Raw genomic sequence first — 25,481 nt, forward strand, 5'->3', positions numbered from 1 at the left:
CATGCGTATCAGAGCAGTTCTTTTCGACATGGACGGCACCCTGCTCGACACCGCGCCGGACTTCATCGCCATCTGCCAGGCCATGCGCGCCGACCGCGGCCTGGCGCCGATCGCAGACAAACATATCCGTGACGAAATCTCCGGTGGCGCCCGGGCGATGGTCGCCGTGACCTTCTCGATGGACCCGGAATCCCCGGGGTTCGAGGAGCTGCGCCTGGAGTTTCTGGAGCGTTACCTCAAGCATTGCGCGGTGCACAGCAAACTGTTCGACGGCATGGCCGAGCTGCTGGCCGATATCGAAAAGGCCAATCTGCTCTGGGGCGTGGTCACCAACAAGCCGGTGCGCTTTGCCGAGCCAATCATGCAGCAGTTGGGCCTGGCGGAACGTTCCGCCCTGCTGATCTGCCCGGATCACGTGAAGAACAGCAAACCCGATCCGGAACCATTGATCCTGGCGTGCAAGATGCTCGACCTCGACCCGGCCAGCGTACTGTTCGTCGGTGACGACCTGCGCGACATCGAATCGGGCCGCGACGCAGGCACCAGGACCGCCGCCGTGACCTACGGTTACATCCATCCGGACGACAATCCCAAGCACTGGGGCGCCGACGTGGTGGTCGACCATCCGCTGGAACTGCGCCAGGTCCTGGACCAGGCGCTGTGCAGCTGCTGATCTGCCCAGGCTTTCGCTTCTGATTTCCCGAGGTTTTTATGTTTGATTATTCCGCCCGCCCCGAACTGCTCAAGGATCGGGTCATTCTGGTCACCGGCGCCGGTCGCGGCATCGGCGCCGCTGCCGCCAAGACCTTCGCCGGCCACGGCGCCACCGTACTGCTGCTGGGCAAGACCGAAGCCAACCTGACCCAGGTTTATGACGAGATCGAAGCCGCCGGCCATCCTCAGCCGGTGGTGATTCCGTTCAACCTGGAAACCGCCCTGCCGCACCAGTACGACGAACTGGCCGCCATGGTCGAAGCCGAGTTCGGTCACCTCGATGGCCTGCTGCACAATGCCTCGATCATTGGTCCGCGCACGCCGTTGGAACAGCTGTCGGGCGAGAACTTCATGCGGGTGATGCAAGTCAACGTCAATGCCATGTTCATGCTGACCAGCACCCTGCTGCCGCTGCTCAAGCTGTCCCAGGACGCCTCGGTGGTGTTCACCTCCAGCAGCGTTGGCCGCAAGGGCCGTGCCTACTGGGGCGCCTATGGCGTTTCGAAGTTCGCCACCGAAGGCCTGATGCAAACCCTGGCCGACGAAGTCGACGGTGTCGCACCGGTGCGCGCCAACAGTGTCAATCCGGGCGCTACCCGCACCAGCATGCGCGCCCAGGCCTATCCAGGGGAAAACCCGAGCAACAACCCGGCCCCCGAGGAGATCATGCCGGTCTACCTGTACCTCATGGGTCCAGACAGTACCGGGATCAACGGCCAGGCATTCGACGCCCAGTAATCCGTTCTTTGGCCGCGGCAGAATATCGTCGCGGCACTCCTTTCCTGCCAGCCTTCCACCCCGTCATCGCCAGACAAATGCCACCCCGGGCCACGCCAAGCCTCGGCACGGCCAGCCAACCCGCTGAATTCAAAAGCATTTTACTCGGACGAAGCGAATGGCATGACTTTCGCTCTCATCTCCCTCAAATAGGCAGTGTATTGGCGAAACTCAGCGACGATCGAGTCGGGGCTTATAACGGCCCGTAAAGCGGATTAGACTGTGATCGCTTGTCCTACGGGACTGATGGAACAGTATGACGTGCAGCCATGAGCCGCTCTCACCCAGCCAGTAAGACTGCATTACGTGCCCAGGGGCTCACGCCATATGAAAATACCGACCCAGACCAACGCAATTGACTTCGATAGCGCCAAATTGCAACGCCTGGGCTTTGGCCAGCAGTCACCACTCCTGCAACGCCCGGTCAGCCTTGCCCAGTTGCGCCAGCAACTGAGCCTGCAATTACAGACCAGCCTGGAGCCGCAACGCATTCTCGGCCTGTTCTTCCGCGAAACCCAACGCCTTGTGCCCCTGGATGCCCTGGTTTACCAGCACAAGCCCAGCGACCTGCGCCTGGAGTTCGGCCAGCGCGGCCACCACTCCATCAGCTACAGCCTGAGCCATGAAGGCGAGACCATGGGCGAGCTGGTATTTCGGCGCAATCAGCGTTTCAGCGACCAGGAACAGGGCCATCTGGAATCCCTGCTGTCCACCCTGCTTTATCCGATGCGCAATGCCCTGCTCTATCGGGCCGCGACCCGTAGTGCCCTGCGCGACCCTTTGACCGATACCGGCAACCGAATCGCCATGGACCAGACGCTGCAACGGGAAATCGAAATGGCCCGCCGCCACCTGCACCCACTGTCGCTGCTGATGCTGGATATCGATCACTTCAAGAGAATCAACGACAGCCACGGCCACAGCGCCGGCGATGAAGTGCTCAAGGCTGTTGCCGCGGCCATCAAGGCGCAGTTGCGCAACGTCGACATGGTGTTTCGTTTTGGCGGCGAGGAGTTCCTGATCCTGCTGTCCAACACTGGACGCGATGCCGCCGCCATGGTGGGAGAACGGCTGCGCCAGGCGGCCCAGGCCAAGGATTACTGGGCGGATGGCAAGTTGATCGAGCTGACGGTCAGCCTGGGTTGCTCGACCCTGCTGCCGGGGGAGTCAGCCGAGAGCCTGCTGCGCCGTGCGGACAGCGCGCTGTATGTGGCCAAGCGCGAAGGCCGCAACCGCCTGGCGATGGCCGGCTGAGAGAATGGCTGGGGCCACCTTCATCGGAGGCCGCCATTCAACCTTCGACCAGCGCCATCCGTTCACGGGCCGCCGGGGTCTTTTCCTGTTGCATGCAACGCTCCAGGAACAGGTACATGTAGTCATAACTCTTGCAGATCGCCTGGCGCAGCTCGCCCTGCAAGGCTTTGCTCGGCTTCATGCCGGCCAGGGTACAGATGATTTCCAGCGCCTCCCAAGGATGCGCATCGTCGTACTGGGCATGCATTTTCAGCCACTTCATCGCCCGCTTGCGCTCTTCTTCGGGAAAGGCCGCCGCATACACACCGGAGGAGCAGACCAGCGCCGACCACTCACCCGTGGCACCCTCGATTGCGTAGTTGGTCGCAGCGATCGCCACGATCAGCGAGTCGGCGGAGCTGGTGTGCCAGCACCAATGACTCAAAGCGTGCAGCTCCGGTGGGACTTGCTGCGCCTGCAGATCTTCCAGGCTCACGCCATGGGCGCGGCTCCAGTTCACCCAGTAATCGGCATGATTGAGCTCGACCCGGATATTGCGCATCAGCCAGCGCCGCGCCATGTCTTCCCCGGGGTGACGGGCGAAGCGGGTCTTGGTCAGGTTCTGCGCCATGTACAGGGCGAACTGCTCGACAACCGGCCAGCCGCCGATCAGGTACTGGCGCATGGTCTTGTTGCTGAGCTTGTTGTCGCGCATGCGCTGGTACAGTTCGTGGTCGACCACGCGGCGCTTGCTCTCGCTGCAATCCTGGATCAGCTGCTGGGCCCAGGCCGGATAGCTTGCAGCGTCCATGAGCGGACCGGTTCTGTTGAATGCGTCGATCACTGTCGGGGCTCCTTTTGATGGTGATGGTACGGATCAGCGAGAGATTCAACGGAACGTGCCAGGAGCCTTGAACAACAGAGGCTGTGGTCGCGAAGGCCGGCACTGCAGACTGTCGCAGGTGAAGAGTTGCGGGCGCTCGATCAGGTAGCCCTGAGCGTAATCCACGCCAATCTCCAACAATGCCTGCTCAATCTGCGGTGTTTCGACAAACTCGGCAATCGTGCGCTTGCCCATCACATGACCAATATGGTTGATCACCTCGACCATCGCGCGATTGATCGGGTCGTCCAGCATATCTTTTACGAAACTTCCATCGATCTTGAGGAAGTCTACAGGCAAATGTTTGAGATAAGCGAATGACGACATTCCCGCACAAAAGTCATCCAACGAAAAGTGACAGCCCAAGCCCTTGAGCTCGTTGATAAATCGAATCGCACTGCCGAGATTGGAGATAGCGCTGGTCTCGGTGATTTCAAAACAAATCAGGTCCGGTGGCACACCGTGGACGATGAACTGCTCGCGCAGGAAGTCCAGGAAAGCCTCGTCACCGATGGTCGCGCCCGACAGATTGATCGCACACATCGCCAGGGGCCCTTCGCGCTCCTCACGGATGCACTCGGCGATGATCTTGAACACATTCTCCACCACCCAACGGTCCAGGGAGGTCATCAGGCCGTAACGCTCGGCGGCCGGAATGAAGCTATCGGGCAGGATCATCCGCCCGGCCTCGTCGTGCAGGCGCAGCAGAATCTCGATATGCCCGCCGAGCCGGTCCACATGCCCCAGGGCGGCTATTTCCTGGGCATAAAGACAGAAGCGGTTTTCCTCCAGGGCCATATGTAGGCGCTGTACCCAGGCCATTTCACCGAACCGCAGGGACAGCTCCGAGTCGTCCGCGTGATAGACCTGGACCCGGTTGCGCCCTTTCTCCTTGGCCATGTAGCACGCCATGTCCGCTGCCCGCAGTGACGCTTCGAGGGTGGTCGGGGTTTGCGCCACATGCACCAGGCCAATGCTGACCGTGGTGACGAAGGGCCGGCCCTTCCAGACAAAATGCAGGTTCTGCACCGTCTGGCGCAGGCCTTCGGCGATCTTTTCCGCCGCTTCCGGCGAGCAGTTCTCCAGCAGGATGCCGAACTCATCGCCCCCCAGGCGCGCCAGGGTATCGCCCTCGCGCAGGCCCGACTGGAGCAAGGCGCAGATATGCCGGAGCAACTCGTCCCCTGCCGCATGGCCGCAGGTATCGTTGACCAGCTTGAACTGGTCCAGGTCGAGGAACATCAGGGCGTGCCGCCCCGGTTGCCGGCTCAAGCTGTGCAATGCCTGCTCCAGGCGGTATTCGAACTCGCGACGGTTCGCCAGGCCAGTCAAGGCGTCGTGGGTCGCCTGCCAGGACAGATTGGCGATGTACTGGCGCTCCTGGGTCATGTCGTGCAGCACCAGCACCGTACCGCTGACCTTGCCGGCATTCTGGATCGGCGCGCCGACCAGAGTCACCGACACCGTGCTGCCATCCAGGCGCTGGATCAGCTTCGAGTGCTCGCTGCCACCACTGAGCTGGCCACTGAGAATGTGCTCGATCAGGGTAAAGCCGTCGGTCTGGGCATTTTCATCCAGCAGATTGAACAAGGCCGCCAGCGGCAGCCCCATGGCCTGCTCGGCCTTCCAGTGGGTCATTTCCTCGGCGGCCGGGTTCATGTAGGCGATGGCGCCGTCCACGTCGGTGGTGATGACACCGTCGCCAATGGATTGCAGGGTGATCTGCGCCCGTTCCTTTTCCAACTGCAGGGCGCTGGCAAATTCATGACGCTGGGCCAGCAGCTTATGGGTGCGCAGCAAGGCCAGGACAATCAGCCCCAGCGCGGTGGCCAGGTTGGTGATCAGCAACAGCCGCAGGATGACCCGCGAGCCCTCGCCTAAAGCATCGCTAAAGGCCTTGGCAGCGGGCGTCACGCCATCGTTGATGGCGAAAATCTGGTTCTTCCAGCGCTGGATATCGGCTTCGGAGGCCTGGTTGCTGGTAATGCTGCGGTGCATTTCATGGGCCACGCTGTCGAGCTGCACCAGATAACTGTCGCCCACGGTCCACAGGTCGATGGCTTTTTCCAGGTAGCTGAAATGGCGGAAGTTCAGGTACAGCCAAATCACGCTGTCGCTGTCGTCAGGGTGGTTGCCACCCTTGAGAATCCCCGCCCGCGCGGCATTCAGGTCGGGCGGTTGCTGATCCAGCGCGACCCGCAGCTCATGCCCGCCCTGAGGCACGGCAATAGCATTCTGGTACTTCAGAAAGATCGATTCGTCGCGGCTGTCGGCGTAGAGATTGAGGTAGTAGATGGCGTCCTTCTGGCCCTTGGACCAAAGGCTCTCCCCGGCAACGTAACCACGTACCGCCGAAAGGACATATAAGCTGAGGCCACCCAACAGCGCTTGAAACAACACCACCGCAATAAATGGCCAGACGATGCCCAATAACCGTGGCGTTCCGAGAGTCCGCTTTTGCTTCATGAGGTCCCTTGCATAAGCACTGCCAGATGAACACCCGAGGAAATACCGCTCCTGACAGCACAGACTAGGCTAATTTCCGCCGCTTCGAGCGCACAGGCCGTGACGTTCGAGCACGCTGCCAGTCGAGACACGACAGGGCCGCGCCCCAGGAGGGTCATTTCCACCAGAGAATTCAAGCACTAAGCACAGAAAACCGGATAAAACTCAAGGTCGCTGGACTTGCTGCAAATGCCCATAAAGCTTGGCGTAAAGGCCGCCGTCGGCAATTAGCTGCTGATGGTCGCCATCTTCGGCAATCTGTCCGCCATCGAACACCAGAACCCGATCCGCCTGTTTTACCGCGGACAGGCGGTGGGCAATGATCAGCGTGGTCCGGCCGTGGAGGAAACGCGTCAGCGCCTGGTGCAGGTTGTACTCGGTGGCGGCGTCCAGCGCGGAGGTGGCTTCGTCGAGGATCACCACCTTGGGTTCGGCCAGGACCATCCGCGCGATGGCCAGGCGCTGGCGCTGGCCGCCAGACAGACGCACGCCGGAACGGCCGACCACACTGTCCAGACCGTTGGCCAGGGCGCGGACCGTCGAGTCCAACTGGGCAATTTCCAACGCCCGCCAACAGGCCTCGTCGCTGCGCTCGCGGCCCATGGTCAGGTTGGCGCGGATGCTGTCGTTGAACAGCGCCGGATGCTGCAACACCACCGCCACGTTTTCCCGCAGGGTTTCCAGGCCGATTTCCTGCTGGGTCTTGCCGCCAAAACGAATCACGCCCGCCTGCGGTGTGTAGAGCCCTAGCAACAGCTGCACCAGGGTACTTTTGCCGCCGCCGCTGGCGCCGACGATCGCCACCTTCTCCCCCGGCTCGATCGACAGGTTCATCTGGTCCAGCACCAGTTCGTCGCCGTAGCCGAAACTCAGGCCGCTGACTTCGATACCCACGGTCTCGCGCCCCTGGAACGGGTCGACACCGCCGGCATACTGCGGCTCGTCGGCCCGCGACAGCAGCTCGTTGATGCGCGACAACGCGCCACCGGCGGCATAGTAGGCGTACTGCAGGTTCAGCAGTTGTTCCACCGGGCCGATCATGAACCACAGGTAGCTGAATACAGCCAGCATCTGGCCGATGGACAGATCGGAAAACAGCACGGTGAGCATGGCCGCCGCACGAAAGATATCGATACCGAACTGGAACAGCAGCCCACTGGCACGATTGGAGGCGTCGCTCTTCCATTGCGAGGCCACCGCGTAGTCCCGCACATCCTGGGCACGCCGGCCGAGACGGCCGAGGAAAAAGCCCTGGCGATTGCCCGCACGGACTTCCTGGATCGCATCCAGGGTTTCGGTCAGGGCCTGGGTGAAACGCGAGGTGCTGTCGTTCTCGAGCTTTTTCAGGTGTTTGACCCGCTTGCCCAACTGCACCGTGGCGTAGATCACCAGGGGATTGAACAACAGGATCAGCAGCGCCAGCTGCCAATGCATCCACATCAGGATGCCCGCGGTGCCCACCAGCGTGAGCATGGCCACCAGAAAACGGCTAAGGGTTTCGCCGACAAACTTGTCGAGGGTGTCGAGGTCGGTGACCAGGTGAGTCGTCACCGTACCGCTGCCCAGGCTTTCATACTCGCCCAGGGAAATGCGCTTGAGGCGCTCGATCAGCCGCAGACGGATGCGATAGACAATGTCCTTGGCCAACCCGGCAAACAACCGGGCCTGCAGCACGTTGAACAGTAGCGCCGAGCAACGCAGCATCAGGGTGATCAACAACATCAGGCCGATGTAGCCGGCGGCGCTCTGCCAGCCCGCGGGCAAGGCGTGGTTCATCACCTTCAGCGCAGCATCGCCATGCCCCAGCAGTACTTCGTCCACCAACAGCGGCAGCAGCAACGGGATAGGCACGCTGCACAGCGTCGCCAGGACGGCCACGCCATTGGCGATCCACAGGGCTTTTTTATGCTGCAGTGCCAGCCGGCGGACTTGCGCCCAGCTCAGGCGATCGACGGGTTCCGGCGCTTGTGGATCACGCACAGGCGGCACGCTCCAGCCAACGGCCGAGCAGTGGAGACAGCTCACTCAGGGGCTGGTAGCCATTGGTCAACAAGGCCAGCTGGCCATTGCGCTCGGCCAGCATCGTCGGGAAGCCGGCAATCCCCAGGTCCTGGACCCAGGTGAAATCGGCGGCGGTCGCGGCATGCTGCTCGGCGCGATCGAACGCCTCGGCGAACTCGATGCGCGGCACACCCGCTTCCTCGGCCAGTTCCACCAGAACGCTGGCGCGAGTGACATCCCGGCCTTCGACGTAAAAAGCCCGCTGGATCAGGCGCAAGAGTTTCCAGGCGCAATCCGGCGCCAGGCTGCGCGCCGTGACGATGGCGCGGCACGCAGGCTCGGTGTCATAGACAAAACCGTCGGGCAAGGCGCCCTCGAACTTGAACGGCTGGCCGGTGGCCTCGGTGACCGCCTGCCAGTGTTCGAGGATATAGCGGCGGGTGGTCGGCTCCAGTGCCGAGCCACTGCCAGTCCGCAGGCCGCCCACCACCAGATGCAACTCGACGCCCGCGGCCCGCGCCTGCTCGACCAGGGCCTCGGCCACTGGAGCGAAGCCCCAGCACCACGAACACATCGGGTCCATCACATAGAGCAGGCGGGCAGACATGGCTCAGGCCTCGGAAGAAGATTGCTTGTAGTTGTAACCGATCGGGTGCGGCATGTTGCGAGCCTTGGCCAGTTCAATCTGCTTCTGCCGGTCGATGGCGCTACGGCGGGTTTTCTCGCTCAGCGTGTCCCAGCAGTGCGGGCAACTGATACCCGGCACATAGTGCTCGCTGGCGCGATCCTCGACGCTTACCGGCGTGCGGCAGGCATGACATTGATCGTAGTCGCCTTCGCTGAGGTCGTGACGCACGGTCACCCGATTATCGAAGACGAAGCAGTCGCCCTGCCATTTACTCTCTTGCTGCGGCACCTCTTCGAGGTATTTGAGGATACCGCCCTTGAGGTGGAAGACCTCGCCGAAGCCTTCGCTGAGCATGTAGCTCGAAGCTTTCTCGCAACGAATGCCGCCGGTGCAGAACATCGCGACTTTCTTGTGCTTGCTCGGGTCGAAGTTGGCTTTGATGTAGTCGGGGAATTCGCGAAAACTGGTGGTCTTCGGGTCGATGGCGCCTTCGAAGGTGCCGATCGAAACCTCGTAGTCGTTACGGGTATCGATCAGCAGCACTTGCGGGTCGCTGATCAGCGCGTTCCAGTCCTGCGGTTCGACATAGGTGCCGACCTTCTTGTTCGGGTCGACGCCGGGCACGCCCAGGGTCACGATCTCTTTCTTGAGCTTGACCTTGGTGCGGTAGAACGGCTGCTCGTCGCAGTACGATTCCTTGTGATCGATGTCGACCATGCGCGGGTCGTTCTTGAGCCAGGCCAGCAGCCCGTCGATGCCTTCGCGGCTACCGGAAACGGTGCCGTTGATACCTTCTTCGGCGATCAGCAGGGTGCCCTTGATGCCGTTGTCGAGCATCGCCTTGAGCAGCGGTTCGCGCAGGGCAACGTAATCTTCGAGGGTGACGAACTTATACAGTGCCGCCACGACAATCTGTTGTGTCATGGGTAATTCTCCAGGTGGCTACCCTCGCAAAGGGTGAACCGGATGCAAAAAAAACGCGCCGACTGAGCGGCGCGTTGCGGATTCTAGCAAAAAACCTGTGGTTAATGCTTGCTGCCGCCAGCGCAGGTCGGCGAGGCCGGGGCCACGCCGATCTTCGCCCATTCCTCTGGCGTGTAGGTATGCAGCGCCAACGCATGAAACTGGCCCATCAGCTCGCCCAGGGTCGCGTAGACCTTCTGGTGACGCTTGACGCTGTTGAGCCCGGCAAACTGCTCGCTGACCAGCACAGCCTTGAAATGGGTTTCCAGGCCGCGGCTGTGCATGTGGCTTTCATCCAGCACCTGCAAATGCTCTGGCTGCAATGCGCCTAGTGCCGATTCGATACGTTGTTGCATGGTCATTCCTGGCTCCGCTTACTTCTTCTTCGCCGGTGCGGCCTTAGGCTCGAGTTCGGCGGTCATGTCGGCCAGCAGCTTGTTGACTACCGGTACCGCGCTTTCCAGCTTGGCCTGGGTCATCTGGGCCGATTGCTGGGTCAGCTGCGGCATTTTTTCCAGGACTTTCTTGCCCAGCGGCGACTGGTAGAACGCCACCAGGTCCTTGAGCTCGGATTCACTGAAGTTGCTGGTGTAGAGCTTGACCATGTCCGGCTTCAGCTTGTTCCAGCCGATGGCCTGGTCCAGGGCGGCGTTGGCCTTGGCCTGGTAGGTTTCCAGCACGGCTTTTTTCGACTCTGGGGCTTTGGTCTGTTCAAAACGCTGAGCGAACATTTGCTGCACTTGCATGTACACCGGAGTGCCCAGCTTGTCAGCGTGCGCCAGGGTCAGGAAAGCTTCGGCACTGGCGTTGTGGCTGGCGGTATCGGCAAGCACCTGGCCGCTGGCGCAAACCAGAGCAACCGCGGTACAGATGGCACGAAGACGAGTCATCGAGTTTCCTTTTCTAGCAGGCGAGGTATAACCCCAAGGGCGACCATTCTGCGCCTAAAAAACTCTGTCGCTCAACCCCAAGCCTTGTGGTGCCTGCATTTGCTCGACCAAATGACACAAAAGGCGCTTTATGGAACCCAGGCTGTGGATCACAGCCTAAACTGCGCAATCAGACCTACAGGAGTGAGCACGATGAGTCGAATCGAAACCGACAGCCTTGGCCAGGTTGAAGTCCCGGACGACGCCTATTGGGGCGCCCAGACCCAGCGTTCGCTGATCAACTTCGCCATCGGCAACGAGCGCATGCCGCTGTCGGTCCTGCATGCCCTGGCGTTGATCAAGAAGGCCGCGGCCCGGGTCAACGACCGCAACGGCGATCTGCCGGCCGACATCGCCCGCCTGATCGAACAGGCCGCCGACGAGGTACTGGACGGCCAGCATGACGACCAGTTCCCACTGGTGGTCTGGCAGACCGGCAGCGGCACCCAGAGCAACATGAACGTCAACGAGGTGATCGCCGGTCGCGCCAACGAACTGGCCGGCAACCCGCGCGGCGGCAAGACCCCGGTGCACCCCAACGACCATGTGAATCGCTCGCAAAGCTCCAACGACTGCTTCCCCACGGCAATGCACATCGCCGCGGCCCAGGCGGTGCAGCAGCATCTGTTGCCATCGATCGCCGAGCTGTCCGGCGGCCTGGCCGAACTCGCGGCACGGCACATGAAGCTGGTGAAAACCGGGCGCACCCACATGATGGATGCCACCCCCATCACTTTCGGCCAGGAGCTGTCGGCCTTCATCGCGCAACTGGACTACGCCGAGCGCGCCATTCGCGCGGCCCTGCCAGCGGTCTGCGAGCTGGCCCAGGGCGGTACCGCCGTCGGCACCGGACTGAACTCGCCCCATGGTTTCGGCGAGGCGATCGCCGCCGAGCTGGCGGCCTTGTCCGGCCTGCCGTTTGTCACTGCGCCGAACAAGTTCGCCGCCCTCGCCGGCCACGAACCCCTGACCACGCTATCCGGCGCGCTGAAGACCCTGGCGGTGTGCCTGATGAAAATCGCCAACGACCTGCGCCTGCTGGGCTCCGGACCACGGGCCGGGCTGGCCGAGATCAGGCTGCCGGCCAACGAACCGGGCAGCTCGATCATGCCGGGCAAGGTCAACCCGACCCAGTGCGAAGCCCTGTCCATGCTGGCGTGCCAGGTGATGGGCAACGACGTGGCCATCGGCTTCGCCGCCAGTCAGGGCCACCTGCAACTGAACGTGTTCAAGCCGGTGATCATCCACAACCTGCTGCAATCGGTGCGCCTGCTCGCCGACGGCTGCAGCAACTTCCAGCAGCACTGCATCGCCGGCCTGGAGCCCGACCCGGTGCAGATGGCCGACCATCTGGAACGCGGGCTGATGCTGGTCACCGCGCTCAACACCCATATCGGCTACGACAAGTCCGCCGAGATCGCCAAGAAGGCCTATGCCGAGAACCGCACCTTGCGTGAAGCGGCCCTGGAGCTGGGTTATCTGACGGATGAAGAGTTCGATGCCTGGGTGCGTCCGGAAAACATGTTGGAGGCTGGCAAGCAGGGCTGATGGAAGGCAGTGATTGAACAGATGCTATCGTGGGCAAGCCTCGCTCCTACAGGATAGGGGCTTGCCCGCGATCAACGATAACGCGCCCTAGCTCTGCGGCACGTCCATACGCACCCGCCGCGCCTTGAGCCCGGCCATCAGCGACGGCCCCAGGGCCGTCAAGGCCGACCCCAGCACCACCAGCACCGCCCCGCCATACCCCAGGCCGTTGATCTGTTCGGCATGCACATATTCGGGCCACAACCAGGCCGCCACCGCCACTGCGGCGAAGGTCACCAAGGGCGTGATCGCCAGCGTGGCGCTGACCCGCGACGCTTCCCAATGGGCCAGCGCTTCGGCGAACGCACCGTAGGCGATCAGGGTATTCAGGCAGCAGGCCAGCAACAGCCAGCCTTGCAGCGGGCTCAATTCAAGCGCTTCGAGGGGATGGGCCCACGGGGTGAGCAACAGCGCGCAGAACAGGTAGATCACCATCATCACCTGCAAGGAATTCCACACCGTCAGCAACTGCTTCTGGCCCAGGGCGTAGAAGGTCCAGACCGCCGAGGCGGCGAGCACCGTCAGCACACCAGCGGTGTAGTTGCTCAAGGACGTCAGCAGCTCGGTCAGGCGCTGATTGAAAAACAACCCGAAACCGATCAGCAGCACCGCCAGGCCAATCCCCTGCCCCAGGCTGAAACGCTCCTTGAACACAAACAGGCTGGCGATCAGCAGCAGGATCGGCCCCATCTGCACCACCAGTTGCGCGGTGCCGGGGCTCAGCAGGTTCAGCCCCATCAGGTACAGCACGTAGTTGCCCACCAGCCCGCAGACCGCCATCAGCACCAGCCAGCCGCCACGCGGCCCGAGTACCCGCCAACTGGGCAAACGCTTGACCGCCGCCAGGTAGACCAGCAGGAAACCACCGGACACCAACAGGCGAAACCAGGTCACGGTCACCGGGTCCATCACCAGCAACACTTGCTTGAGCTTGATCGGCAGGATGCCCCACAGCAGCGCCGTCAGCAGTGCGAGGAACAAGCCGTAGACCCAGCGACCGGACGAGATATGCATGCGACCCCCAAAAGCCTGATGGAGAGAGCCCGCATTCTAGGCCCGGGGCCGTGACTTACACAGAGACAGTTGGAGGGTGAACGTAAACAGGATGGTGCAGGTCGCAAAAAGCATCGCGGGCAAGCCTCGCTCCTACAGAAGAAGATGGTGTGCTTCCGTAGGTGCGAGGCTTGCCCGCGATAGGTTCCACCCCGTCTGACGGCTTAGCACACTGCTTCGAACAACCCGGTCGCACCCATGCCACCGCCGACGCACATGGTGACGATGCCGTAGCGCAGGTTGCGCCGTTGCAGTTCCCGCACCAGGTGGCCGACCTGGCGCGAACCGGTCATGCCGAACGGGTGGCCGATGGAGATCGAGCCGCCGTTGACGTTGTACCTGGCGTTGTCGATCTGCAGCCGGTTGCGGCTGTACAGGCATTGCGAGGCGAAGGCCTCGTTCAACTCCCAGAGATCGATGTCGTCCACTTGCAGGCCCTTGGCCTTGAGCAGCCTGGGCACCGAGAACACCGGGCCGATGCCCATTTCGTCCGGCTCGCAACCGGCCACGGTGAAGCCGCGGAAGAACGCCTTGGGCTTGAGCCCCAGCGCCAGGGCCCGCTCCAGGCTCATGACCAGGGTCATGGAGGCGCCATCGGACAATTGCGAGGAGTTGCCGGCGGTCACCGAGCCGTCTTCGGCGAACACCGGTTTCAAACCGGCCAGGCTTTCCAGGGTGGTGTCCGGGCGGTTGCAGTCGTCGCGATCGACCACGCCGTCGAGAATCTGCACCTGGCCGCTGTTCTTGTCCTCGACCCGGTACTTCACCGCCATCGCCACGATCTCGTCGTCGAACAGCCCGGCCGCCTGGGCCGCCGCGGTGCGCTGCTGGCTTTGCAGGGCATACAGGTCCTGCTCCTCGCGACTCACGTTGTAACGCCGGGCGACCACCTCGGCGGTCTGGCCCATGGGGAAATAGATGCCCGGCACCTGTTCCTTGAGCAGCGGGTTGATCAGGTTGTCGGTGTTGACGCTTTTCATCGTCAGGCTGATGGACTCGACCCCGCCGGCGACAATGACGTCGCTGCAACCGGAAGCGATCTGGTTGGCCGCGATGGCGATCGCCTGCAGGCCGGACGAACAGAAACGGTTGAGGGTCATGCCCGCGGTGCCGGTGCCCAGGCGCGACAGCACCGCGACGTTGCGCCCGATGTTGTAGCCCTGGGCGCCTTCGTTGGAACCGGCGCCGACGATGCAGTCCTCGACGCTGGCCGGGTCGATACCGTTGCGGTTCAGCAGCGCATTGACGCAATGGGCGGCCATGTCATCCGGACGGGTCTGGTTGAACTTGCCGCGAAAGGACTTGGCCAGGCCGGTCCGCACGCTATCGACGATCACCACTTCACGCATGGCATACCTCATTGTTGTTGTCGGTTGTGAGTGGCTCGAGCATAGATCCGGCCCTTGCCTGGCCGCGACGATCATTCATCCGGCGTATGCAAAACCATCGCGGTGCTGGGTTTATCCAGTGACCCGCTCACAACCCGCGGCGGTTATTTCTTGTCCTTCTTGCCTTTCCTGTCCTTTTTCTCGGACTTGTCGAATGCCTCTTCCAGTGCGCGGTTGAGGGTGCGCAATACCTTGACCCGGGCCCAGCGCTTGTCGTTGGCCTCCACCAGGGTCCAGGCCGCGACCTCGGTGCTGGTGCGGTCGACCATGTCGCCGACGGCGGCGCGGTAGGCATCCCATTTGTCGCGGTTGCGCCAATCGTCCTCGGTGATCTTGAAACGCTTGAACGGAATCTCTTCACGGGCCTGGAAACGCTCCAGCTGGGTCTGCTTGTCGATCGCCAGCCAGAACTTGACCACGATCACCCCGGCGTCCTCGAGCTGCTCCTCGAAGTCGTTGATCTCGCCATAGGCGCGCAACCAGTCCGCCGGGCTGCAAAAGCCCTCGACCCGTTCCACCAGCACCCGGCCGTACCAGGAACGGTCGAACACGGTGAACTTGCCCCGTGCCGGAATATGCCGCCAGAAGCGCCACAGATAAGGCTGGGCCCGCTCGTCCTCGGTCGGCGCGGCAATCGGCACAATGCTGTACTGGCGCGGGTCCAGCGCCGCCGCTACCCGGCGAATCGCCCCGCCCTTGCCGGCCGCGTCATTGCCCTCGAAAACCGCCACCAACGCGTGCTTGCGCATGCGCTTGTCGCGCAGCAGGCCGGCCAGGCGCGCCTGCTCGGTAATCAGTTGCTCCTCGTAGTCGTCCTTGTCCAGTTGCTGGCTCATGTCCAGGCTGTCGAGCAGGGTCAGCTTGTCGACCGCCTCGGCCAGCGGCGCCACATGGGGCTCGGCTTCGACCTCGGGCCGGTTGAGGGCATTCTGCAAACCCTCGAGGAGAATCTTGCCCACCGCCAGGCTGCGGTAATGCGGGTCCACGCCTTCGATCACATGCCAGGGCGCGTAGTCGCGGCTGGTGCGGCGTAACACCCGCTCGCCGTATTTGACGAACTTGTCGTAGGTCTCCGACTGCTGCCAGTCCAGCGGGCTGATGCGCCAGCTGTGCAGCGGATCGTCCTGCAAGGACTTGAGGCGGGCCTTCATCTGTTTCTTGGACAGGTGGAACCAGAACTTGAAGATCAGCGCGCCTTCGTCGCAGAGCATCTTTTCCAGGCGCTCGGCGCCGGCGATGGCCTGGTCGAAACGGCCGTCCTTGAACAGTTCGTGCACCCGTCCCTGCAACATCTGGCTGTACCAGTTGCCGAAAAACACCCCCATGCGGCCCTTGGCCGGGAGCATCCGCCAGTAGCGCCAGGCCGGTGGCCTCGCCAGTTCTTCGTCGGTCTGCTGGTCGAAGGTACGGACCTCGATCAGGCGTGGGTCCATCCACTCGTTGAGCAGTTTCACCGTCTCGCCCTTGCCAGCGCCTTCGATGCCGTTGATCAGCACGATCACCGGAAAACGGGCTTTCTGCTTCAGCTCGAACTGGGCCTCCAGCAGGGCTTCGCGCAGGGCAGGGACTTCGGCGTCAAAAGTTTTTTTGTCGATGGCGTGACCGATTTCGGCTGATTCGAACATGAGCGACTCCCTGGCAAGATGGAGCAAGACTAGCGGATCGACCTAGGCTTTGTCGGCCCCGAACATGCCGCTTATTGCCGTGGATCATTACCCGGTGTGTCGATCGGCTAGAATGGCCGCCTTGCCGCTACCGAGCCGAACATGAGCGCCGAATTGCCCCCTCCTCAGCCCCACGCCCAGCTCGACTGGGACGACCAGGGCCGCCCGCGTTCGCGGGTCTTCGACGATGTGTATTTCTCCACCGAGTCGGGCCTGGACGAAACCCGCCATGTGTTTCTCGAACAGAACCGCCTGCGCGAGCGTTTTGCCGCGTTGCCGCCCAGTGGCCGCTTCGTCATCGGCGAAACCGGCTTCGGCACCGGCCTGAACTTTCTCTGCGCCTGGCAGTTGTTCGAACAACAGGCCGACGCCAGCGCACGCCTGCATTTCGTCAGCGTGGAAAAGTACCCGCTGACGCCAGCCGACCTGCAGCGCGCCCTGGCCCTATGGCCGGAACTGGGGCCGCTGGCCGAGCGCCTGTTGCGCGCCTATGTCGCGGTGCACCAGGGCTTTCAGCGCCTGGTACTGGACGAAGGCCGGGTCACCCTGACCCTGCTGGTCGGCGATGCCCTGGAGCAATTGCCGCAACTCGACGGGCAGATCGACGCCTGGTTCCTCGACGGTTTCGCCCCGGCGAAAAACCCCGAGATGTGGACCGCCGAGCTGTTCGCCGAACTGGCGCGCCTGGCCGCGCCGGGTTCGAGCATCAGTACCTTCACCAGCACCGGCTGGGTGCGCCGCCTGCTGAATGCCGCGGGCTTCAAGATGAAGCGCACCCCGGGCATTGGCCACAAGTGGGAAGTGCTGCGCGGCGAGTTTCTCGGCTGGCCCGAAGACACGCCGCTGCCTGCCGCCAGCAAGCCCTGGTTCGCCCGCCCGACTCAACAGGTTCAGGAGCAACACGCCCTGGTGATCGGCGCCGGCCTGGCCGGTTGCGCCAGCGCCGCCAGCCTCGCCGCGCGGGGCTGGCGGGTCAGCCTGCTGGAGCGCCACGGGCAACTGGCCCAGGAGGCCTCGGGCAATCCCCAGGGCGTGCTGTACCTGAAACTCTCGGCCCACGGCACCGCCCTGTCGCAGATGATCCTCAGCGGTTTCGGCTACACCCGGCGCCTGCTCGAACAGTTGCAACGGGGTGTCGACTGGGACAGCTGCGGCGTGCTGCAACTGGCCTTCAACGCCAAGGAAGCCGAGCGCCAGGCGCAGTTGGCGGCGGCCTTCCCGGCGGACCTGCTGCATCAGTTGGACCAACCCCAGGCCCAGGCCCTGGCCGGCGTCGGCCTGGCCCACGGTGGGCTGTTCTACCCGGAAGGTGGCTGGGTGCATCCGCCGGCCCTGTGCCAGTGGCAAGCCGCGCACCCGCGGATTCGCCTGCTGCCCCACCACGATGTAGTGGAATTGCGCCGGGTCGATGGCCAGTGGCAGGCCTGGGACGGCGAGCGGTTGCTGGCCAGTGCCGAGGTGGTGATCCTCGCCGGCGCCGCCGAGATCAAGCGCTTTCCCGCCAGCGCCAAGCTGCCGCTCAAGCGCATCCGCGGGCAGATCACCCGCCTGCCGCAGACCGCGCGCAGCCAGAGCCTGGCCACCGTGGTGTGCGCCGAGGGTTATGTCGCCCCCGCGCGACTGGGCGAACACACCCTGGGTGCCAGTTTCGATTTCAAGAGCGAAGACCTGACACCCACCGCCGCCGAGCATGCGGGCAACCTGCAGATGCTCGAAGAGATCTCCCAGGACCTGGTGGAACGCCTGGAAGCCGACCGGCTGCAAGCGCAAACCCTCGAAGGACGGGCCGCCTTCCGTTGCACCAGCCCGGACTATCTGCCGATCGTCGGTCCCCTGGCGGACCAGGCGGCATTCGCCGAGGTCTACGCGGTGCTGGGCAAGGACGCGCGCCAGGTTCCGGACCTGCCCTGCCCCTGGCTGGACGGCCTGTATATCAATAGCGGCCACGGCTCGCGCGGCTTGATCACCGCGCCGCTGTCGGGCGAGTTGCTGGCCGCCTGGCTGGACAACGAACCGCTGCCCCTGCCGCGCAGCGTGGCCGAAGCCTGTCACCCCAATCGCTTTGCCTTGCGTCGGTTGATTCGCAGCAAGCCATGAAATAAAGCAGCGATGCCAGCCGCCCTGGCATCGCTTCGCCATCTCCCGCAAACGCCCACGGGCCCTGCCCGCACGGCAAAACTCCAGGCAGATCAAGGCCTTTGCCCCAGCCCGCAACGCACTTGCGCCCCGCCGCTTATAACCCATCGGTCTAAAACTCCAGGGGATCACCTGGGTCAGTTTCCGGGTACCTGCCATTTCTGGCCGGTCGCGATTCACTCCTCCCCAACGGAAAAACCGGTAAGGACTTATGTGCGGATTAGCTGGAGAACTACGTTTTGATCATCAACCCGCCGACCTGGCAGCGGTTGAACGAATTACCCACCACCTCGCCCCTCGCGGCCCCGACGCCTGGGGTTTCCATAGCCAGGGCCCGATAGCCCTGGGCCATCGACGCCTGAAAATCATGGACCTGTCGGACGGTTCGGCCCAGCCGATGATCGACAACCAGTTGGGCCTGTCCCTGGCCTTCAACGGCGCGATCTACAACTTCCCCGAACTGCGCGCCGAACTGGAAAGCCTGGGCTACGCCTTTTATTCCGGCGGCGACACCGAAGTGCTGCTCAAGGGCTATCACGCCTGGGGCGCCGAGCTGCTGCCGCGGCTCAACGGCATGTTTGCCTTCGCCATCTGGGAGCGGGACGCCAAGCGCCTGTTCATCGCCCGCGACCGCCTGGGCGTCAAGCCGCTGTACCTGTCGCGCACCGGCCAGCGCCTGCGTTTCGCCTCGGCCTTGCCGGCGCTGCTCAAGGGTGGCGACATCAACCCGCTGCTCGACCCGGTGGCGCTCAATCATTACCTGAACTTCCATGCCGTGGTGCCGGCGCCGCGCACCCTGCTGGCGGGCATCGAGAAACTGCCGCCGGCCACCTGGATGCGCATCGAAGCCGACGGCCGCACCGAGCAGCGAACCTGGTGGACCCTGCCCTACGGCCCGCGCGCCGATGAAACCGGGCTGACCCTGGAAGACTGGCGCGACCGGGTACTCGACAGCACCCGCGAAGCCGTGGCGATCCGCCAACGGGCGGCAGTGGATGTCGGCGTGCTGCTGTCCGGCGGCGTCGATTCGAGCCTGCTGGTCGGCCTGCTGCGGGAAGTCGGTGTGGATAACCTGTCGACCTTCTCCATCGGCTTCCAGGATGCCGGCGGCGAACGCGGCGACGAGTTCCAGTATTCGGACCTGATCGCCCAACACTACGGCACCGATCACCATCAGTTGCGCATCGACGAGCGCGAGATCATCGAACAGCTGCCGGCGGCGTTCCGCGCCATGAGCGAACCCATGGTCAGCCACGACTGCATCGCCTTCTACCTGCTGTCGCGGGAAGTCGCCAAGCACTGCAAGGTGGTGCAGAGCGGCCAGGGCGCCGACGAACTGTTCGCCGGTTACCACTGGTACCCGCAGGTGGAGGGCGCCAGCGATCCCTACGCGGCCTACCGCGAAGCGTTCTTCGACCGCAGCTACGACGATTACGCGGCCACCGTGCAACCGCGGTGGCTGACCGCCAACGACGCCGCCGGCGATTTCGTCCGTGAGCATTTCGCCCAGCCCGGCGCCACCGAACCTGTGGATAAAGCCCTGCGCCTGGACAGCACGGTGATGCTGGTCGACGACCCGGTCAAGCGTGTGGATAACATGACCATGGCCTGGGGCCTGGAGGCACGCACGCCGTTTCTCGACTACCGGCTGGTGGAGCTGTCGGCGCGGGTGCCGGCCCGGTTCAAGCTGCCCGATGGCGGCAAGCAGGTACTCAAGGAGGCCGCGCGGCTGGTGATCCCCAGCGCGGTGATCGACCGCAAGAAAGGCTACTTCCCGGTGCCCGGCCTCAAGCATCTGCAGGGCGCCACCCTGGACTGGGTACGTGAACTGCTGCTCGACCCGAGCCAGGACCGCGGCCTGTTCAACCCGGCGATGCTCGACCGCCTGCTGACCGATCCACAAGGCCAGCTGACACCGTTGCGCGGCTCCAAGCTGTGGCAACTGGCGGCGCTGAACCTGTGGCTCAGCGAACAAGGAATCTGACCATGAAACCCCATGCCACGGCTTACAGCCAACGCTTGCTGCGCGGTCAGGCGCCCTCCTACGAGCGTCTGCAGGCGCGTTTCGCCGAAGACCGCAGCGCCCTCGGCACCGACCCGATTGCCGTGCATTGCGGCTGGGGCCGGCTGCTGATCGGCCATACCTTTCCCGACCCGACGAGCCTGGCCGAGGAGCTGCTCAACGAACACCCTGGCGAACGCGACATCGCCCTGTATGTCGCCGCCCCCCAGCAGATCCTCGGCCTGGAACCGACCCAGTTGTTCCTCGACCCCTCGGACACCCTGCGCCTGTGGTTCAGCGACTACCGCCAGGCCACCCGGGTGTTTCGCGGCTTCCGCATCCGCCGGGCGCAGAGCGCGGCGGACTGGCAGGCCATCAACCAGCTGTACCTGGCCCGCAACATGCTGCCGGTCGACCCGAGCCTGCTGACCCCGCGCCATGCCGGCGGGCCGGTGTACTGGCTGGCCGAAGACGAAGACAGCGGCGCGGTGATCGGCAGCGTCATGGGCCTGGACCACCAGAAGGCCTTCCACGATCCGGAGCACGGCAGCAGCCTGTGGTGCCTGGCGGTGGACCCGCATTGCACCCGCCCGGGGGTCGGCGAAGTGCTGGTCCGGCACCTGATCGAACACTTCATGAGCCGTGGCCTGAGCTACCTCGACCTGTCGGTGCTGCACGACAATCGCCAGGCCAAGTGCCTGTACGCCAAGCTGGGTTTCCGCACGCTGTCGACCTTCGCCATCAAGCGCAAGAACGGCATCAACCAGCCGCTGTTCCTCGGCCCCGGGCCCGAGGCGCAGTTCAACCCTTACGCGCGGATCATCGTCGAGGAAGCCCATCGCCGCGGCATCGACGTGCAGGTCGACGACGCCGAAGCCGGGATGTTCACCCTCAGCCATGGCGGTCGCCGGGTGCGTTGCCGCGAATCCCTCAGCGACCTGACCAGCGCCATCAGCATGAGCCTGTGCCAGGACAAGAGCCTGACTCACAAGGTACTGAAACAGGCCGGGCTGAACCTGCCGGCGCAACAACTCGCGGGAAACGCCGACGACAACCTGGCGTTTCTCGACGAGCATGAACGGGTGGTGGTCAAGCCACTCGACGGGGAACAAGGCCAAGGTGTGGCCGTGGATCTGCGCACCATCGAAGAAGTGCAACAGGCGATCGACAACGCCCGGCGGTTCGACAGCCGGGTGTTGCTCGAGAGCTTCCACGAGGGCCTGGACCTGCGCATCCTGGTGATCGGCTTCGAGGTGGTTGCCGCCGCCATTCGCCGGCCGGCCGAGGTGATCGGCGACGGCCAGCACTCCATCAGGCAGCTGATCGAAGCGCAAAGCCGACGTCGCCAGGCCGCCACCGGCGGCGAAAGCAAGATCCCCCTGGACCATGAAACCCAGCGCACCCTGCACGCCGCCGGGCACGGCTACGACAGCATCCTGGCGGCCGGCGAACAGCTGTTCGTGCGGCGCACCGCCAATCTGCATACCGGCGGCACCCTGGAAGATGTCACCGCGACTCTGCATCCGGAACTGGTAGACGCCGCGATCCGCGCGGCGCGGGCGCTGGATATCCCGATGGTCGGCCTCGACCTGATGGTGCCGGCGGCGGACCAGCCACAGTATGTGTTCATCGAGGCCAACGAGCGCGCCGGCCTGGCCAACCATGAACCGCAGCCGACGGCCGAGCGCTTTGTCGACCTGTTGTTTCCCCACAGCCAGCCGGCGGTTTGAAAGCCTTGTGCTGACCGTCGCGGCCTCATCGCGGGCAAGCCTCGCTCCTACAGGGATCGCCGCCTTGCTCGCGATGCCTTTTCATCATCAGGAGTTTCCATGACCCGATCGATTCCCGAACCGGACCTCAACTACCTGCAGAAAGTCCTCCTGGAAATGCTCGCCATTCCCAGCCCCACCGGCTTCACCGACACCATCGTGCGTTACGTGGCCGAGCGCCTGGAAGAACTGGGCATTCCCTTCGAGCTGACCCGCCGCGGGACCATTCGCGCCACCCTCAAGGGGCAGAAGAACAGCCCTGACCGTGCGGTCTCGGCGCACCTGGACACCATCGGCGCCAGCGTGCGCGCGGTGAAAGACAACGGCCGCCTGACCCTGGCCCCGGTCGGTTGCTGGTCCAGCCGTTTCGCCGAGGGCAGCCGGGTCAGCCTGTTCACCGACAACGGCGTATTGCGTGGCAGCGTGTTGCCGCTGATGGCCTCCGGGCACGCCTTCAACACCGCGGTGGACGAGATGCCCATCAGTTGGGACCACATCGAATTGCGCCTGGACGCCTACTGCACCACCCGCGCCGACTGCGAGTCACTGGGCATCGGCGTCGGCGATTTCGTCGCGTTCGATCCCTTGCCGGAGTTCACCGAAAGCGGCCATATCAGCGCCCGCCACCTCGACGACAAGGCTGGGGTCGCCGCGCTGCTGGCCGCGCTCAAGGCCATCGTCGACAGCGGCGAGCCACTGATGATCGACTGCCATCCGCTGTTCACCATCACCGAAGAAACCGGCAGCGGCGCGGCGGCGGCCCTGCCCTGGGACGTCAGCGAATTCGTCGGCATCGACATCGCCCCGGTCGCCCCCGGCCAGCACTCCAGCGAGCACGCGGTGAGCGTGGCCATGCAGGACTCCGGCGGGCCTTACGACTATCACCTGTCGCGCCACCTGCTGCGCCTGGCCACGGAACACGAATTGCCGGTGCGCCGCGACCTGTTCCGCTACTACTTCAGCGATGCCCATTCGGCGGTCACCGCCGGCCACGATATCCGTACCGCCCTGCTGGCCTTCGGTTGCGACGCCACCCACGGCTACGAGCGCACCCATATCGACAGCCTGGCGGCCCTCAGCCGCCTGCTGGGTGCCTACATTCTCAGCCCGCCGGTGTTCGCCAGCGACGCACAGCCGGCCCAGGGTTCCCTGGACCGTTTCAGCCATCAGCTGGAACACGACACACAAATGGAAAGCGACACCCGGGTGCCGTCGGTGGACAGCCTGGTGGGGCAAAAGTCCTGAGGTGAAAAGCCCCGCTTCCACTGTAGGAGCGAGCTTGCTCGCGATAGAGCGCAAAGCGCTGAACTCTCGCCCCACACGTACTCACAGGTAAATACGCAGGGCCCTCAAGGCGAGCAAGCTCGCTCCTACAGATGATCGGCATTACGGCCCCGCGCGAGGTTTGCCTAGCCGCGCGGGGCCCGGCGCAGTAGGATCCGGGATTGTTTGCCGGAGGCCCGTATGCTGATTCCCCATGACCAACTAGAAGTCGACACCCTGACCCGCCTGATCGAAGACTTCGTCACCCGCGACGGCACCGACAATGGCGACGACACCCCGCTGGAAACCCGCGTCCTGCGCGTGCGCCAGGCGCTGACCAAGGGCCAGGCGGTGATCGTCTTCGACCCGGACAGCGAGCAGTGCCAGTTGATGCTCAAGCACGACGTGCCCAAGGAATTGTTCGACTGATTCCCGCCCGGGACCGGGCGCCATCGCGGCGCCCGCAACCCGGCCAGTTTCTCAACCGTTGGTAAAGCGCGGCCCGAACAGAATGATGCTCGCGCCGATCACGCACAGCGCCACCCCCAGCCAGTCCGAACTCAGCGGCCGCACCCGCTCCACCATACCCAGCCAGCCGATCGAGGCGATGATGTAGATCCCGCCGTACGCCGCATAGGCGCGGCCGGCGTAGCTCGCTTCGATCTTGGTCAGCAACAGGGCGAAGAGCATCAGGCTCGCCAGCGCCGGGACCATCCACCAGGCACTTTTGCCCTGGCGCAGCCACATCCAGAAGGCGTAGCAGCCGGCGATCTCGAACAGCGCGGCGAGGAAGAACCACAGGTAATTGAGCATGCAAGGTCTCGTCAGGGATGCCAGATGCTGGCAACCCTAACGACGCGCCGGGGCAGGAGCAAGCTCAGCTGGCGTTTTGCTTGGCCTTGGCGCGCATTTTATCGGCCATGAGGGTCATTTCGTCGTACAGCAACTGCGGGTTCTTCTGCTTCAGGGCCCAGGCCATGCGCCCCTGTTCGTGGGGCAGGATCATGAATTCGCCGGCGGCGACCCGGGTGTAGATGTAGTCGGCGATGTCCGCCGCGCTGATCGGCGAGCTTTCCAGCAGCTTGCCGACCTGGGCCTTCATCGCCGGGGTCGGGCCACGGAACGAATCCAGCAGGTTGGTCTGGAAGAACGACGGGCATACCACGTGCACGCCGATCTCCTGCTGGGCCAGTTCGATCAACAAGCTTTCGGACAGGGCCACCACGCCGGCCTTGGCCACGTTGTAGTTACTCATCGCCGGGCCCTGCATCAAGGCCGCCATCGAGGCGATATTGATGATCCGGCCCTTGCTCTTTTCCAGCAGCGGCAGGAACGCCTTGCAGCCCTTGACCACGCCCATCAGGTTGATCGCGATCTGCCAGTCCCAGTCCTCCAGGGACAATTCGCTGAAGAAGCCGCCGGAGGCCACGCCGGCGTTATTGACGATCACATCGATGCCGCCGAGCTTGACCTCGCAGGCCTGGGCGAAGGCGGTCAACTGGCTGTAGTCACGCACGTCGCAACGTTGCACGAAGCCATCGCCGCCGGCTTGGCGTACCAGCCTGAGGGTTTCCTGCAGGCCGGGTTCGCTGACATCCGACAACGCCAACTGCCAGCCTTCGCGCGCCCAGCGCAGAGCGATTTCGCGACCCAGGCCGGATCCGGCGCCAGTGATCATCATGCGATTTTGCATAGGAGTTGCCTTGTTGTTCCGGGGAAGATGAGGCGAGTGTAGCGAAGGATTTTGTGCCGCCCACGCACCATCAGATTGCTGAATGCCCCAGGCAAACCGGGGCCTCGGTGCAACTTCCTGCGGTGTTGCACGTTCAACTCGATGGCCACCGGCAGCAGGTACGAAAAGAAATAGGCCTGCGTGCAAAAAGCATTAAAAAAACTTGGAATCATCCTTCAAGGCACAGAGTCCGAATGATTAAGCGGTACGGATTAATTGCCTTCGAGTCCAGCCGCGCCTTCGATCCTCCAATA

The 25,481-nt window shown here is 63.6% G+C and carries 21 protein-coding genes; 9 read left to right on the plus strand and 12 right to left on the minus strand.

Features of this window, described 5'->3' with window-relative positions; genetic code table 11:
- Position 1 precedes the first annotated feature (1 nt).
- From mupP to J4E58_RS13685, 3 genes are all read left to right on the plus strand, one after another.
- Positions 2-673: an N-acetylmuramic acid 6-phosphate phosphatase MupP gene (gene mupP / locus J4E58_RS13675; RefSeq protein WP_007932213.1), complete on the plus strand. Its 672-nt coding sequence runs from the start codon at positions 2-4 to the stop codon at positions 671-673.
- A gap of 38 nt (positions 674-711) precedes the next feature.
- Complete coding sequence (locus J4E58_RS13680; RefSeq protein WP_087092378.1) at positions 712-1,452, plus strand: YciK family oxidoreductase; 741 nt, start codon at positions 712-714, stop codon at positions 1,450-1,452.
- Positions 1,453-1,818: 366 nt separating this feature from the next.
- A complete protein-coding gene (locus J4E58_RS13685) occupies positions 1,819-2,745 on the plus strand; it encodes a GGDEF domain-containing protein (protein WP_053262197.1) in 927 nt (308 codons plus the stop codon).
- Positions 2,746-2,782: 37 nt separating this feature from the next.
- On the opposite strand, the gene J4E58_RS13690 is transcribed toward J4E58_RS13685, so the two are convergent.
- The 7 genes from J4E58_RS13690 to J4E58_RS13720 all read right to left on the minus strand — a co-directional run bounded on the left by J4E58_RS13690 (position 2,783) and on the right by J4E58_RS13720 (position 10,594).
- Positions 2,783-3,535: a TenA family transcriptional regulator gene (locus tag J4E58_RS13690; protein ID WP_219734992.1), complete on the minus strand. Its 753-nt coding sequence runs from the start codon at positions 3,533-3,535 to the stop codon at positions 2,783-2,785.
- Positions 3,536-3,613: 78 nt separating this feature from the next.
- The gene (locus J4E58_RS13695; RefSeq protein ID WP_007932218.1) at positions 3,614-6,073 is read right to left on the minus strand and encodes an EAL domain-containing protein; all 2,460 of its coding nucleotides are present in this window, start codon (positions 6,071-6,073) and stop codon (positions 3,614-3,616) included.
- A gap of 204 nt (positions 6,074-6,277) precedes the next feature.
- On the minus strand, positions 6,278-8,092 hold the full coding sequence (locus J4E58_RS13700; protein WP_009045020.1) for an ABC transporter ATP-binding protein: 1,815 nt from the start codon (positions 8,090-8,092) through the stop codon (positions 6,278-6,280).
- Positions 8,085-8,687, minus strand: coding sequence for a DsbA family protein (locus J4E58_RS13705; RefSeq protein ID WP_172963034.1), 603 nt, complete (start codon positions 8,685-8,687; stop codon positions 8,085-8,087). Before J4E58_RS13705 ends, J4E58_RS13700 begins: the two co-directional genes overlap by 8 nt.
- A gap of 36 nt (positions 8,688-8,723) precedes the next feature.
- Positions 8,724-9,665, minus strand: coding sequence for a rhodanese-related sulfurtransferase (locus tag J4E58_RS13710; RefSeq protein ID WP_007932227.1), 942 nt, complete (start codon positions 9,663-9,665; stop codon positions 8,724-8,726).
- A 101-nt stretch (positions 9,666-9,766) separates the two neighbouring features.
- A complete protein-coding gene (locus J4E58_RS13715; RefSeq protein ID WP_007932228.1) occupies positions 9,767-10,066 on the minus strand; it encodes a BolA family transcriptional regulator in 300 nt (99 codons plus the stop codon).
- Positions 10,067-10,078: 12 nt separating this feature from the next.
- Positions 10,079-10,594, minus strand: a complete 516-nt coding sequence (locus J4E58_RS13720; protein WP_009045024.1) for a DUF2059 domain-containing protein — start codon at positions 10,592-10,594, stop codon at positions 10,079-10,081.
- A gap of 192 nt (positions 10,595-10,786) precedes the next feature.
- Here J4E58_RS13720 and J4E58_RS13725 point away from each other — a divergent pair, with 192 nt between their 5' ends.
- Positions 10,787-12,181 (plus strand): class II fumarate hydratase, encoded by a 1,395-nt coding sequence (locus tag J4E58_RS13725; RefSeq protein ID WP_087092379.1) that lies wholly within the window; start codon positions 10,787-10,789, stop codon positions 12,179-12,181.
- A gap of 87 nt (positions 12,182-12,268) precedes the next feature.
- On the opposite strand, the gene J4E58_RS13730 is transcribed toward J4E58_RS13725, so the two are convergent.
- From J4E58_RS13730 to pap, 3 genes are all read right to left on the minus strand, one after another.
- Positions 12,269-13,234 carry a DMT family transporter gene (locus J4E58_RS13730; RefSeq protein WP_087092380.1) on the minus strand — a complete coding sequence of 322 codons (966 nt, stop codon included), beginning with the start codon at positions 13,232-13,234 and terminating at the stop codon, positions 12,269-12,271.
- 203 nt (positions 13,235-13,437) lie between these two features.
- Positions 13,438-14,622 carry a thiolase family protein gene (locus J4E58_RS13735; RefSeq protein WP_087092381.1) on the minus strand — a complete coding sequence of 395 codons (1,185 nt, stop codon included), beginning with the start codon at positions 14,620-14,622 and terminating at the stop codon, positions 13,438-13,440.
- A gap of 143 nt (positions 14,623-14,765) precedes the next feature.
- Positions 14,766-16,286, minus strand: coding sequence for a polyphosphate:AMP phosphotransferase (gene pap / locus J4E58_RS13740; protein ID WP_087092382.1), 1,521 nt, complete (start codon positions 16,284-16,286; stop codon positions 14,766-14,768).
- 153 nt (positions 16,287-16,439) lie between these two features.
- On the opposite strand from pap, the gene mnmC reads away from it, so the two are divergent.
- From mnmC to J4E58_RS13765, 5 genes are all read left to right on the plus strand, one after another.
- On the plus strand, positions 16,440-18,422 hold the full coding sequence (gene mnmC, locus J4E58_RS13745) for a bifunctional tRNA (5-methylaminomethyl-2-thiouridine)(34)-methyltransferase MnmD/FAD-dependent 5-carboxymethylaminomethyl-2-thiouridine(34) oxidoreductase MnmC (protein ID WP_172963033.1): 1,983 nt from the start codon (positions 16,440-16,442) through the stop codon (positions 18,420-18,422).
- Positions 18,423-18,672: 250 nt separating this feature from the next.
- Positions 18,673-20,445, plus strand: a complete 1,773-nt coding sequence (locus tag J4E58_RS13750) for an N-acetylglutaminylglutamine amidotransferase (protein ID WP_087092384.1) — start codon at positions 18,673-18,675, stop codon at positions 20,443-20,445.
- Between the two features lie 2 nt (positions 20,446-20,447).
- Complete coding sequence (ngg, locus tag J4E58_RS13755) at positions 20,448-22,193, plus strand: N-acetylglutaminylglutamine synthetase (RefSeq protein WP_087092385.1); 1,746 nt, start codon at positions 20,448-20,450, stop codon at positions 22,191-22,193.
- A 99-nt stretch (positions 22,194-22,292) separates the two neighbouring features.
- A complete protein-coding gene (locus tag J4E58_RS13760; RefSeq protein ID WP_087092386.1) occupies positions 22,293-23,477 on the plus strand; it encodes an osmoprotectant NAGGN system M42 family peptidase in 1,185 nt (394 codons plus the stop codon).
- Positions 23,478-23,696: 219 nt separating this feature from the next.
- Positions 23,697-23,924, plus strand: a complete 228-nt coding sequence (locus J4E58_RS13765) for a YheU family protein (protein WP_007932245.1) — start codon at positions 23,697-23,699, stop codon at positions 23,922-23,924.
- A 51-nt stretch (positions 23,925-23,975) separates the two neighbouring features.
- Here J4E58_RS13765 and J4E58_RS13770 read toward each other — a convergent pair whose 3' ends face one another.
- Both J4E58_RS13770 and J4E58_RS13775 read right to left on the minus strand, forming a co-directional pair.
- Positions 23,976-24,308, minus strand: coding sequence for a YnfA family protein (locus tag J4E58_RS13770; protein ID WP_007932246.1), 333 nt, complete (start codon positions 24,306-24,308; stop codon positions 23,976-23,978).
- Positions 24,309-24,372: 64 nt separating this feature from the next.
- The gene (locus tag J4E58_RS13775; protein WP_053262206.1) at positions 24,373-25,188 is read right to left on the minus strand and encodes an SDR family oxidoreductase; all 816 of its coding nucleotides are present in this window, start codon (positions 25,186-25,188) and stop codon (positions 24,373-24,375) included.
- Between the last annotated feature and the right edge of the window lie 293 nt (positions 25,189-25,481).

Source organism: Pseudomonas sp. FW305-25, assembly GCF_017351415.1.
GTDB classification, from domain to species: Bacteria; Pseudomonadota; Gammaproteobacteria; order Pseudomonadales; family Pseudomonadaceae; genus Aquipseudomonas; species Aquipseudomonas chlororaphis.